Here is a 12,220-nt window from a genome sequence, read left to right as displayed (position 1 = left end):
GGGACGTCAGCGCAGCCCCTCCGGGCAGGCCGTGCCGCGCGGCAGCTGATAGGGCGCGCCGAGCCGGTAGGTGCCCGCCTTCGGCGCGATCAGCTCGGTCCACCTGTCGCCCTCGCCGTCCTCCGCCGCCTCCAGGAGACAGCCCTTGACGTTCTCGTACTCCTTGGGCCGCGAGTCGTCGTCCGCCCTGCGGCTCTTGGACTCCTCGGTCTCCTTGGGCCGCTCGACGCCCTTGCCGCGGGAGTCGACGATGCTCAGCCACGGCGAGTACGGGATGCGGATCAGGACGCGCCCCGGCTTGGTCACGCGGAGCGTCATCTCGCCCTGCTCGGCCCGCTCGACGACGGCGTTCGGCTCGGCGAGCGGCGCCGGGTCGGTGACCTCGTACAGCTGCCAGTTCTCGTCGACCCAGACCTGCTTCAGATACGGCAGGCCCTTCTCGACTAGCGCGGCCTCGCGCTTGCCGCCGTCGCCGTCGGGCTCGCCCTTGGGCAGCACGACGTAGTGGACGGCCCAGCGCTGGAGCCACTCGTGGTAGTTCGCCGAGTTCAGGGTGTCGTCGTAGAAGAGCGGGTTGCGCTCCATGTCCGCCTGCCGGTTCCAGCCGCGGGCGAGGTTCACGTACGGGGCGAGCGCGGACGCCTCGCGGTGGCTGCGGGCGGGCACGACCTCGACCCGGCCCTTCACCGCGTCGACCTCCTGCAACTCGTTGACCAGCGGCGCCAGCTCACGGGTCCAGGAGGCGGCGGGCGAGGTGTGCACGATGTCGTCGACGGTCTTGTACCCGATCCAGCCGACGAAGCCGGTGAGCGTCACGACGATCACGTACCACTTGCGGGACTTCGGCACGACGTACGGCAGCGCGGCGACCAGCGCGACACCCGCGAAGGACATCGCGAGGCGGGTGATGTTGGAGCCGATCTGCGAGCTGATCAGCCAGACGCCGAGCACGAACGCCGCGTACACGAGCGTGGTGATCCGCACCGTCTTCCACTGCTTGGGCGCGACGTAGTAGACGGCCAGGGAGAAGACCAGCGGCAGCGAGGCGGAGCCGAACGACATCGGCTGGGTGCCGGAGAACGGGAAGAGCCACGCGGAGATGCCCACGACCACGGCGGGCGCGATGCCGAGCGCCCAGGCGCCCGGGTAGCGCTTGCTGAGGAACAGCGCGACGGCGACGAGCCCCACGAAGAGCCCCGCCACCGGGCTGCCCATCGTGGCCAGCGCCGCGAACGGCGCCGCGACCAGGGCCTTCGCCCACCGCTTGTAGCGCCAGCGGTGCGGCCAGCAGAACACGGCGGCGACCGCGGCCAGCGCGAACATCTGCCCGAGGCCGTAGGTCACCCGGCCCGATATGGCGTTGCACACCAGCGCGAAGACACCGGCGGAGACGGGCCAGAGCAGCCGCTTCACCGCGCGGGTGCGCATCAGGATCAGCGTGAGCAGCGCGGCGGAGACGGTCCCGGCGACCATCATCGTCGAGCGCACGCCGAGCACCGACATCAGATACGGCGAGACGAAGCTGTACGACACCGGGTGCATGCCGCCGTACCAGGCGAGGTTGTACGCCGAGTCGGGATGCCGTCCGACGAACTCCGCCCAGGCGTCCTGCGCGGCGAGGTCACCGCCGCTGTTGGCGAAGGTGAAGAACCAGACGACGTGCAGCACACCGGCCACCACCGTCGTGATGGTCACCGGATGGCGCAGGAACCGCATCGGCCAGGCCTCCGCGGGCGGCGGGGAGGCGGGGGTGCGGCGCTGCGCGGGCAGCTGTATTCGCGCACCCGTGTCGTCCGGCCCGGTCTCGCGTGTCGCGCTGTCCGGCCCGGCGTCGTCGTCCGCGCGCGTCGGCTCCGCTGTTGGCACTGGAGGCTCTCCCCGTGTCGTTCCCGTCCATGGGGTCGAGCCGACGAGGGGTCCGTCCCGGAACACCCCGTCCTCAGCCCCGGCGTACTGCTCCCCGAACTTGTGACGCTAGCACGCACCCGCGGGGGTGAGCCCTGACACCGGGCTCACCCCCGCGGGGGCGCGGCCGCCGTGGCCGCGCCGTTCGCTCGCGTCGTCCCCGGCCGGTCAGCCGACGCGGGTCAGCTTCGAACCGAAGGACGGCTCGCTCAGATCCTTCTGAAGTGCGACGGGCACCTCGACGGCGCCGCCCTTGCCGTCGCCGACGCTCAGCACGCCGACCTTCGTGCCCGCCTTCGCCGAGTTCGGCAGGGTCTTGCCCTTCTCCGCCTTCAGCTCCAGCTTCACCGTCAGGCCCGACCAGCCCACCGCGGCGACGTCCTTGGTGGCCACGACCGGGGTCGTGCCGCCCAGACCGTCGTCGACCCGGCCGACCACGTCGCCCTTCTTCACGATGGTCTTGGACTTCAGCGCGCCCTGGCCCGCCTCGATGAGCTCCTTGGTGACCCGGGTGACCTCGTCGATGTTGGCCACGCCGTTGTCGCCGTACTGGCCGAGGGTGGCGCCGATGATCGTCTGGCGCTTGCCGTCGATCACCTTCTCCGCGGCGAAGAGGATGTTGCCGCCCGCCGCGGTGGTGGTGCCGGTCTTGATGCCGATGGCGACGGTCGGGATGAGACCGAAGAAGTTCTTCTGCTTGTCGCCGTTGAGGTCCTTGTAGCTGGGCTGGCGGGAGATCTCGTTGAAGACCGGGTTCTCCATCGCGGCACGGCCCAGCTTCACCAGGTCCTCTGCGGTCGACACGGTCGTCTTGTCCAGGCCGCTGGGGTCGGTGTAGTGGGTGTTCTTCATGCCCAGCTCCTTGGCGGTCTTGTTCATCTTCGCGACGAACTCGTCCTCGGAGCTGCTCTTGGTGTCCCAGCGGGCAAGGAGCTTGGCGACGTTGTTGGCCGACGGCAGCATGACCGCCTGGAGGGCCTCGTACTGGGAGATCTTCTGGCCCTCGGTGACCTTGACGACCGACTCGTTGGCCGGCTTGCCCGTCTCGTAGTGCTTCTGCGCGGCCGCGTCGACCGGGATCTTCGGGCCGTCCTCACCCTTCTTCAGCGGGTGGTCGCGCAGGATCAGATAGACCGTCATGACCTTGGCGATGCTCGCGATCGGCACGGGCTTCTGCTTGCCCGACGTGCCGAACGTGCCGATGCCGTTGACGTCCATCGCCGCCTGGCCCTCGCCGGGCCACGGCACGGACGGCTTGCCGCCCTCGAAGGAGACGGACTCCTCAGCGGTCAGCTGGAGGCTCGGCGTCGGAAGCGGCCGCACGGCCTGTACGACCGCAAACACGACCACCATGAGCAGCACCAGCGGCGTCCAGATCTTGACGCGGCGCACGGCGGTGCGGACCGGGGTCTCCGGCGGCGGCGGGGTGTTCGTCAGCTCGGCGAGCAGATCGATCGGCGGCTTCGGCGGCAACGGCTGTTGCGTCGTGCGCTCGACCGGCGGAGGGACGGCGGGTCCTGTGGGGCCCGTGGGGCTGGTGGGAGCGGCCGTGGCGGCGGCGCCTGCCGCGGCCGCCTTCGCTCCGCCCTTGGGCGCCGCCGCCTCGTCGGGCTTCGGCGCGGGCTTCGGTACGGGCTTGGCCGCGGGCTCGTCGAGCGGCTTGAGCGCGACGAACTTGCTGGTCCGCTCGGCCTCCCGCTCGCCGTTTGCACTCCCCTTTGCAGGAGCCTTGGCCTCACCGCTCTCGGCGGCGTCGGCACTCTTCGCGGAGTCCTTCTCGGGGCTCTTCGCCGAGTCCTTCTCCGGGCTCTTCGCCGGGCTCTTCTCCAGGCCCTGGAGGTCGCTCAGCTTGAGCATGGTGGTGGCCTGGTCGACGCCCTGCCCCGCGGGCTTGTCCCCGGCCTTGGCACCGGCCTTCGGGGAGAGCGCCTTGAACACGGCGGTGGCCTGGTCGACACCACCGGCGGGGGCGTCCTTGCCCTCGCCGTCCTTGGCGTCGTCGACGTCGGCGTCGGCGTCGGCGTCGGACTTGGGCTCAGCCTCGGCCGGGGCGTCGTCGTCGGAGGATTCCCCGTCGGCCCTGCCGGAGCCGGACTCCTCGGACTCCGCCTCGCCGGCGGCCGGAGCGTCGGCGTCGGCCTCCGCGTCCGGGGCGTCGGCGTCGTCGTCCGCGGCACCCGCGCCGGGGCCCTCGTCCGCGCCAGCGGAATCGTTGCCCCTGGCGGAATCCGCGTCCGCGTCCGCCTCGGGCTCGTCGCTCGCGACCCATGCCGCGACCGCGTCACGCAGCCGCGCGTCACCGGACGGCGCGTCCTCCGAGGACGTCTCGTCCGCCGTGGACTCACCCGGGGCCTTCTCGTCGGACGAGGACTCGTCGGACGTCTTCCCGTCGGACGGCGACGCGTCGGACGCGTTCTTGTCCGACGAGGACGCCTCGGACGTCTTCTCGTCCGTCGGGGAGTCGCCGGACGGGGACTCCCCGTCCGACCCCGCCTCGTCGGAAGCCACCTCATCGGACGCCGCCTCGTCGGACGCCGAAACGACCGCCTTCGTGGAGAAGACCGCCGTCGCCCGGTCCTCCCGTGCCGCCGGCACCTCGCGCGCCACCGCGAGGCGCGGGTCGCGTTCCTCCGGCGCCGAGGGATCCGCCGCAGTCGGGTTCCCCGACGACTTCCGCTGCTCCGACCTGTCGGGGGTCTCGCCCGCCACCGATGCCTCCTCGTACGCCATGCCGTATGCCGTTGCTGAATGCTTGCCGTGCGCCAAAACCGGCCGGACCCCACTGTCCGAACCGTGTACCAGTGTCCTGTGTGAGGGCTTAACCCCCGTGGTAGACGAGAACGACATACCTACTGGTTCCCGTACTTACCGGTCAGGCACTCTCGACAGATGAATGTGAGAGGGGTCACCCTGTCATTCATCCACGCGGGGAGGCATGGATGGGCAGGAGCCGCAGAACAATTCCGGAGGAGCTTCTGCTGCTCGCTTTGGACCCGGCCACGGGTACCACAGCGCAGCCGCAGTCGCTCGACCTCGGTCTGGCCGGAGCACAGCTAGTGGAGCTGGCGCTGGCCGGACGGATAGCCCCTGACGGGGATCGTATCGCCGTGGTGATGCCACGGCCGACCGGAGATCCGACTCTGGACTCCGCACTGGAACTGCTGCGCAGGCGCGGCAGCCCGGTTCGGGCGGTCCACTGGATCGGCGGGCCCCGACTGGGGCTGCGCCAGACGTACCTCTCGCACCTGGAGCGATGCGGCATGGTGCATGCCGTGGCGGGCCAGATGTGCGGGGTACTGCCGACGACTCGCTACCAAGCGACGGACACGGCGATCAGCCGGGAAATCAGGTCCCGGCTCGACTCGGCGATCCGCACCGGCGTACCGCCGGATCCGCGGACCGCGGCGCTCGCCGCACTGGCCCACGCGGTCGGTCTCGGCAAGCATCTCTACCCGGGGAACGAAGGGCGTTCATCGCGCTCACGCCTCCGGGATCTCATCAGGCACGACCCCATGGGCGGCCTCGTGGCGCACGCCGTGATGGACGTTCAGAACGGCGTGGCCGCTCAGCCGCGCCGCAGCGCCGCACCGGCAGGTCCCGCGGGACCCAGCGGTCGGCAGCCGGCCAGGTCGGCACCGGACCCCGCGGGGGTTCCGATGCAGCCGCGCCGTGGATCCATGGCACGCGCCGTGGCCCACTGAGCTCCACCGGTACGTACGCCCGGCACCGTCAGGTCACACCGGGCACCGCTCAGCACCAGCACGCGTCATCAGCAGCACTTCGTACCGCTCAGCACCACGCTCCACCACGCATCAACAGCGCCGCACCGCAGTCCCCCAGACCCGGTTCGGGAGCCGCTGGGCCGCGCGGGGCAGGGACCGGACGTCCGGACGACGACCCCGGTACCACCGCCCCGCGCGGCCGCACATCCTTCGGCGCCGCAGGGACGGCACGCACCCCTTCGCAACTCCGCCCTCTCGTCCGCACATCCGCTGTTTCCCAGCGGTGCCGCACTCGTTGGTGGCACTCTGCTGAGCAGCAGATACGCAAAGTAGAGGCATGTAAGCCGGAGGTGCACGTCCCGTGGCGTCCAATGTCAATCCCACCGTCAGGCGACGCCGGTTGGGCCAGGAGCTCCGTCGGCTCCGCGAGCTCAAGGGCATGACGGCCGAGGAGGTCGCCGAGCGCCTGCTCGTCTCCCAGTCGAAGATCAGCCGCCTGGAGAACGGGCGCAGGTCGATCAGCCAGCGCGACGTCCGCGACCTCTGCGGCGTCTACGAGGTCGAGGACGTCCGCATCGTCGACTCCCTCATGCAGATGGCCAAGGATTCGCGCCAGCAAGGCTGGTGGCACTCCTTCGGCGACATCCCGTACAGCGTGTACATCGGTCTGGAGACCGACGCCGCCTCGCTGCGCGTGTACGACCCGCAGGTCGTCCCCGGCCTGCTGCAGACCCGCGCGTACGCGGAGGCGCTGATCACCGGCGCGCTCCCGGAGACCACGCCCACCGACATCGAGAAGCGGGTCCAGGTGCGCATGCGCCGGCAGGACCGCATCGCGGCGCCGGACAATCCGCTGCGCCTGTGGACCGTGCTCGACGAGTCCGCGCTGCGCCGCGTCGTGGGTTCCCGGCATCTGATGCGCGACCAGCTGGAGCATCTCGTGGAGCAGTCCCAACTGCCGCACGTGACCGTCCAGGTGATCCCCTTCGACATGGGTGCGCATCCCGGGCTCAACGGGCAGTACGCGATTCTCGAGTTCCCTGATGCGGCCGATTCCAGTGTGGTCTACATCGAGGGCGTCACGAGCGATCTGTACTTGGAGAAAGCGAACGATGTCCAGCAATACAGCGTCATGTACGAGCATTTGCGAGCACAGGCGCTGAATGTGGATCAATCCCGTCAGCTGATCGCGGACATCGCCAAGGAGTACGCCCGCTGATCTCCACGGCGCGGCAACGGGCCCCTGACGTGCGGAATCATTTATTCCAGCTATCGGTATCCGGCGCACGCGGAAGCGTGCGCGCCGCCTCCGGCCGGAAAAGCGCCGCACGGTACACCCTGGCCGCTCCGGGGCGGAAGACCCCCCTGGAATATGCCATCCGGTTGAGTGAACGATCCCTTCACGCACCGATGTTGGCGAGTAGCGTCATTCACGCCATCGAGCAAGAGCGTTGGCGCACACCGCATTTCGCGGCGACAGCAACTCGACAACTGGGCAAACCGGAGCAGACATGGCAATTCAGCAAGGCGCGTCGAATACGTGGGTCAAGTCTTCGTATTCCACCGGAAACGGCGCGTGCGTAGAGGTCAAGTCCCCGCTGCGGCAGGGGATCTCGGTCCGTGACTCCAAGGTCGTCGAGGGCCCCGTCCTCGCCTTCCCCACCGCCTCCTGGAACGCGTTCGTCACCGAGGTGAGCCGGGGAGCCGCCGACCTCGGTTGATTCACCTGGACTCCGCCCATGACCACCGCACGCCGCGGCACCACCGCACCTCGCGGACGCCCCTACCCCTGCCGCGGAACAACCGGATAGCAGAACCGAATGAGCCCTCTCGACTGGCCCGCCGTCCCGGCCGAGGGGGCTCGGCCCTGCCTCAGCGCAGTTCGTCCACGTAACGGTCGGTCCCCGGCACGGTCGGGATGAACGGCGCCACCAGCTCCACCCGGCCCAGGCCCGATTCGGCCACCGCGGCGTCCCGCGCGGCGAAGTGCTCCTCCCAGCACTCGCGCGGGTCCTCCTGGAGGAACCAGAGCAGCGTCAGCCTGGTGTCCACGCCCTCGACCTGTTTCACGTACGTCATCCGGTCCCCCGGCAGCGGCGTCGGCCTGAAGAGCGTCACCATCGCGGCGGGCGAGCCGGCCAGGGCACGCGGCAGATGGCGCGAGCGCAGCCACTCGAGGAGCGCGGCCCGCTCCCCCGGGCCTTCGGCGTCGACGACTTCGAGGACGAGCCCCCGGTAGGGGTGGTCCATCGCGTGGAAGTCGCGCGGGCCCGCCGCGCCGTCCCGGTAGACGGTCGCCTCGTGGTCCTGGAAGGAGGTGAAGACGTGGGTGCGGTCCTGGTAGACCCGGCCGTCGCGGTTGAGCCGCTTGTTGATCCCGACGGTCCACTTCATGTGGTCGTCGTAGCGGCCCTCGGTCACCCAGTACGTGGAGAGGTAGCACCCCGCGGTGACCGGCTCGGCGATCGCGGACTTGTCGGGGTAGCGCAGCCGCTGGAGCGCGCGCGTGGCCACCCAGCGGCGCCCCGCGTACATCCAGGGCATGGCCATCGCGCCCGCGTAGTAGTGGTCGTCCTCGTACCAGCGGTTGTACGCGAACTCATGGCCGGGGTGCGGCTCGACCATGGTGATCAGGGCATGGCCCGGGTGCACGCCGTAGGGCCCGACGGCGGCCAGCTCGGCGTAGGTGTCGCTGCGGGTGTCCTCGTGGGCGCCCGTGCGGGTGTCATCACTCACGTCTGTGCCCTTCCTTCCTCCGGTGGACGCCCATACTCTGACGCCCCGTCAGCAAAACTGCCAGAGCTGGGAGTCGCCCATGCCGTCGTCGCTCCTCGAAGGAAAGACCGTCGTCGTATCGGGGGTCGGCGCCGGGCTCGGCCACCAGGTCGCGGCCGCCGTCGTGCGCGACGGCGGGAACGCCGTGCTCGGGGCGCGCACGGAGGCGAACCTCGCCAAGTCCGCGGCCGAGATCGACCCGGCGGGCACCCGCACCGCCCACCGCGCCACCGACATCACGGACGAGGCCCAGTGCCGGGCGCTCGCCGCACTGGCCCAGGAGCGCTTCGGCGGGATCGACGCGGTGGTCCATGTCGCCGCCTGGGACAGCTACTTCGGCGGGGTCGAGGACGCGGACTTCGACACCTGGCGGCAGGTCGTGGACGTCAATCTGCTCGGCACGCTGCGGATGACGCGCGCGTGCCTGCCGTCACTGCGGGCGCGGCCGCGGGGCGGTTCGGTGGTCTTCATCGGCACGCAGTCGGCCGTCGCTTCGCCCTCGCAGGTGCGGCAGGCCGCGTACGCGGCGTCGAAGGGGGCGCTGACGTCGGCGATGTACTCGCTGGCGCACGAGGTCGGGCCTGACCGGATCCGGGTCAACACGGTGCTGCCCGGCTGGATGTGGGGCCCGCCCGTCGAGGCGTACGTCCAGTTCACCGCGCACACCGAGGGCGTGCCGGAGGACGAGGTGCGGGACCGTCTCGCCTCGCGCATGGCGCTTCCCGAGCTGGCCACGGACGGCGACGTGGCCGACGCGGTGGCCTTCCTCGCCTCCGACCGGGCGCGGGCCATCACGGGGCAGTCCCTGTTGGTCAACGCCGGGGAGATCATGCGGTAGCGCCCGCGCACCCTCGCCGAAGCCGTACGGGAATCAACTCCCGTGCGGCTTTTGTGTGTTCGGGACATGCCCACCGCTGATCACATCCATGAACGAAGGTCAGCAAACCGAACGATTTTACTTGCTCTTGACTCTTCGGGCGGTTGTCCGGGGTGTCCGGCCGAACCCACGATGAGCGGGCACTTCCGGGCCGTTCCCGGCCTCCGTGGCCGGTCCTGGCGAAGTGCGAGCCAGTTATGCGCAGTTCACCAGGCGGACCCCTGGAGGGCCATATGAACAGTCTCGACTGGGCCGTGCTCATCGGCTACTTCGGCGTGATGGTCGCGATCGGCGTGTGGTCCCACAAGCGGGTCGACAACGTCAGCGACTTCTTCACCGCCGGCGGCAAGATGCCCTGGTGGCTGTCGGGCATCTCGCACCACATGTCCGGCTACAGCGCGGTGATGTTCACCGGCTACGCGGGCATCGCGTACACGTACGGCGTGACGTCCTTCGTCACCTGGTCCTTCCCCATCGCGCTCGGCATCGCCATCGGCGCCCGGCTCTTCGCCCCCCGCATCAACCGGCTGCGCTCACGGCTGCACGTGGCATCGCCGCTGGAGTACCTGAAGAACCGCTACAACCTCAAGACCCAGCAGGCGCTCGCCTGGTCGGGGATGCTGCTCAAGATCGTGGACGTGGGCGCCAAGTGGGCGGCGATCGCGACCCTGTTGGCCGTGTTCACCGGGGTCTCCCTCAACCAGGGCATCCTCATCACCGGTGTGATCACGGCGATCTACTGCACCATCGGCGGGCTGTGGGCCGACGCGCTGACCGAGCTCGGCCAGTTCGTCATCCAACTCCTCGCCGGTATCGCGATGTTCGTCGCCGTCGTCGGCAAGCTCGGACCGCACGGCGGCTTCTTCGGCGTCTGGGACGAGCCCGAACTCGCCGGTCACGGCAAGCCGCTGGTCGGCCCGTACGGCACGGTGTTCCTGCTCGCGTTCCTCTTCATCAAGCTCTTCGAGTACAACGGCGGCATGCTCAACCAGGCGCAGCGCTACATGGCGACCGCGAACGCCAAGGAGGCCGCGCGCTCCGCGAAGCTCTCCGCGGCCCTGTGGCTGGTCTGGCCCGTCGTGCTCTTCTTCCCCATGTGGATGTCCCCGCTGCTCGTCGACGCCAAGAAGCCCGACGGCTCGGACGCCTACGCCCTGATGACCGAACAGCTCCTGCCGCACGGCCTGTTGGGCCTGGTCATCGTCGGCTTCTTCTCGCACACCATGGCCATGTGCTCCTCCGACGCCAACGCGATCGCCGCGGTCTTCACCCGGGACGTGGCGCCCGCGTTCTCCGCGAGGGCCAGGGCCTGGAGCGAACAGAAGGGCCTGATCGCCGCACGGCTGACCACAGTGGTCTTCCTCGGTCTGTCCATGGCGGTCGCCACCCAGGTGAACTCGCCGACCTTCAAGGACATCATCACGGTCGTCATCAAGTGGGTCGCGGGTCTGATGGGCCCGATCGCGATCCCGATGATGCTGGGCCTGCTGCGCACCTTCCGCAAGTCCGGCCCCACCGCGGCGCTGACCAGCTGGGCGGCCGGGCTCTTCGCCTTCTACCTGGTCAACTACCCCATCGACGAAGCGGTGTCGGGCGGCGTCGCCCTCCAGTACCAGGTGTCGATCCCGCTGGCCGTCTCGCTCGTCCTCTACGTCGTCGTCGGCTGGCTGAAGCCGGAGGACACCCCGGAGCGCGACGCGCTCATCGAGAAGATCAACACGGACGACGACGGCGACAGCCCGGCGGGGGCGGCCGCCGTGCCGCCCTCAAGCCCGCGGATAGCGGGCCAGCCACCCCGGTGAGGAGAGGGCGGGCCCGTGCAGCGCGGGCCCCTGGGTCATCTCCATCGCGAAGTCGTCCGCGAGTTCCAGGATGGTGGCGCGGCCCTCCAGCTCGGTGAGCCAGCCGGGCGGCAGGGCCGTCTCGCCGTGCAGCGCGCCGAGCAGCGCCCCGCAGAGCGCGCCCGCCGCGGCCGAGGCTCCGCCGTGGTTGACCGCGAGCCGCAGCCCGTGCCGGATGTCCTCGCCGACCAACGCGCAGTAGACGGCGGCGGCGAGCGCGCCCTCCGCCGTGCCGTCGGCCACGAGTTCCTCGACGCGCGCCGGGGTGGGCATGCCCTGGCGTACGGCACCGAGCGCGTGCCGGAGCGCGTCCGACACGGGCTGCTGCCCGGGGCGGGAGGCGAGCAGGGCGAGGGTGCGCTGGATCGCGCCGTCGAGGGACTCGCCGCGCGCGAGGCCGTGCACGATGACGGTGTGCGCGCCCGCCGCGAGATAGGCGGTGGGGTGGCCGTGGGTCTGGACGGCGCACTCGACGGCGAGCTGGAGGACGAGCTGCGGCTCCCAGCCGACGAGCAGCCCGAAGGGCGCGGACCTGGTGACGGCCTCGGCGCCGAGTTCGTCGGGGTTCTTGGGTGCTTCGAGGGTGCCCATCACCTCGTCGGCGAGGCCCAGCAGACAGGCGCGGGAAGGGTCGCGCCGCGAGTACAGCCACTCCTCGCGGGCCAGCCAGCCGTCCTCCTTGCGCCGCTCGTCGGGGCCCCAGTCGCTCTGGGTCGCGGCCCAGCGCCGGTAGGCGCGGTGCAGGTCGGTCGGCGGGTGCCAGGCCCCGGTGTCGCGGCGCACCTGGGCGCGGATGAGTCCGTCGACGGTGAACAGGGCCAGCTGGGTCGCGGCGGTCACCGCGCCGCGTCTGCCGTGCGCGGGGGCGGGTTCGGTGAGCCCCTCGGCGCCGTGCGCCTCGCGTATCTCTTCGAGGGAGAGGCCGTCGACGGGCGCCCCGAAGGCGTCGCCCACGGCGGACCCGAGCAGCGTGCCGCGCACCCGGCTGCGGAAGTCCTGCTGCTCGGCGCGGCCCCACACACCGGTGGCTGCTGCGGTGCCCATGCGGACCTCCCCTCCGTGCGATGACGTGCCCCCGTCGCGCCTCGAAAGATTGCGAC

At 70.5% G+C, this 12,220-nt stretch carries 9 protein-coding genes; 5 read left to right on the top strand and 4 right to left on the bottom strand.

Annotation, left to right across the window (positions count from 1 at the left end):
- Window positions 1–6: 6 nt before the first annotated feature.
- A complete protein-coding gene (locus tag ACIO9J_RS29435; RefSeq protein ID WP_402006044.1) occupies window positions 7–1,866 on the bottom strand; it encodes an MFS transporter in 1,860 nt (619 codons plus the stop codon).
- Window positions 1,867–2,073: 207 nt separating this feature from the next.
- Window positions 2,074–4,635 (bottom strand): D-alanyl-D-alanine carboxypeptidase, encoded by a 2,562-nt coding sequence (locus ACIO9J_RS29430; RefSeq protein ID WP_402006041.1) that lies wholly within the window; start codon window positions 4,633–4,635, stop codon window positions 2,074–2,076.
- Window positions 4,636–4,844: 209 nt separating this feature from the next.
- On the opposite strand from ACIO9J_RS29430, the gene ACIO9J_RS29425 reads away from it, so the two are divergent.
- The 3 genes from ACIO9J_RS29425 (at window position 4,845) to ACIO9J_RS29415 (ending at window position 7,348) form a co-directional block, all read left to right on the top strand.
- On the top strand, window positions 4,845–5,606 hold the full coding sequence (locus tag ACIO9J_RS29425) for a GPP34 family phosphoprotein (RefSeq protein ID WP_055543734.1): 762 nt from the start codon (window positions 4,845–4,847) through the stop codon (window positions 5,604–5,606).
- Window positions 5,607–5,988: 382 nt separating this feature from the next.
- Window positions 5,989–6,846, top strand: coding sequence for a helix-turn-helix transcriptional regulator (locus ACIO9J_RS29420; RefSeq protein WP_098243154.1), 858 nt, complete (start codon window positions 5,989–5,991; stop codon window positions 6,844–6,846).
- A gap of 292 nt (window positions 6,847–7,138) precedes the next feature.
- Window positions 7,139–7,348 carry a DUF397 domain-containing protein gene (locus ACIO9J_RS29415; protein WP_402006037.1) on the top strand — a complete coding sequence of 70 codons (210 nt, stop codon included), beginning with the start codon at window positions 7,139–7,141 and terminating at the stop codon, window positions 7,346–7,348.
- 151 nt (window positions 7,349–7,499) lie between these two features.
- Here ACIO9J_RS29415 and ACIO9J_RS29410 read toward each other — a convergent pair whose 3' ends face one another.
- Window positions 7,500–8,363, bottom strand: a complete 864-nt coding sequence (locus ACIO9J_RS29410) for a hypothetical protein (RefSeq protein WP_402006035.1) — start codon at window positions 8,361–8,363, stop codon at window positions 7,500–7,502.
- Window positions 8,364–8,442: 79 nt separating this feature from the next.
- On the opposite strand from ACIO9J_RS29410, the gene ACIO9J_RS29405 reads away from it, so the two are divergent.
- Complete coding sequence (locus tag ACIO9J_RS29405; RefSeq protein WP_402006032.1) at window positions 8,443–9,240, top strand: SDR family oxidoreductase; 798 nt, start codon at window positions 8,443–8,445, stop codon at window positions 9,238–9,240.
- 272 nt (window positions 9,241–9,512) lie between these two features.
- Window positions 9,513–11,081, top strand: a complete 1,569-nt coding sequence (locus ACIO9J_RS29400; protein WP_402006029.1) for a sodium:solute symporter family protein — start codon at window positions 9,513–9,515, stop codon at window positions 11,079–11,081.
- Here ACIO9J_RS29400 and ACIO9J_RS29395 read toward each other — a convergent pair.
- On the bottom strand, window positions 11,046–12,164 hold the full coding sequence (locus ACIO9J_RS29395; RefSeq protein WP_402006026.1) for an ADP-ribosylglycohydrolase family protein: 1,119 nt from the start codon (window positions 12,162–12,164) through the stop codon (window positions 11,046–11,048). The genes ACIO9J_RS29400 and ACIO9J_RS29395 overlap by 36 nt on opposite strands.
- Window positions 12,165–12,220 lie beyond the last annotated feature (56 nt).

The organism is Streptomyces sp. NPDC087300 (genome assembly GCF_044744425.1).
Lineage (GTDB): Bacteria > Actinomycetota > Actinomycetes > Streptomycetales > Streptomycetaceae > Streptomyces.
Note: the sequence above shows the minus strand (reverse complement) of the source record. Positions and strands in the feature narration are given on the sequence as shown.

Bases quoted from the DNA above. Each gene is read 5' to 3' on its own strand.
- ACIO9J_RS29430 (WP_402006041.1), bottom strand. From the start codon at position 4,635: ATGGCGTACGAGGAGGCATCGGTGGCGGGCGAGACCCCCGACAGGTCG.
- ACIO9J_RS29425 (WP_055543734.1), top strand. From the start codon at position 4,845: ATGGGCAGGAGCCGCAGAACAATTCCGGAGGAGCTTCTGCTGCTCGCT.
- ACIO9J_RS29415 (WP_402006037.1), top strand. From the start codon at position 7,139: ATGGCAATTCAGCAAGGCGCGTCGAATACGTGGGTCAAGTCTTCGTAT.
- ACIO9J_RS29405 (WP_402006032.1), top strand. From the start codon at position 8,443: ATGCCGTCGTCGCTCCTCGAAGGAAAGACCGTCGTCGTATCGGGGGTC.
- ACIO9J_RS29400 (WP_402006029.1), top strand. From the start codon at position 9,513: ATGAACAGTCTCGACTGGGCCGTGCTCATCGGCTACTTCGGCGTGATG.
- ACIO9J_RS29395 (WP_402006026.1), bottom strand. From the start codon at position 12,164: ATGGGCACCGCAGCAGCCACCGGTGTGTGGGGCCGCGCCGAGCAGCAG.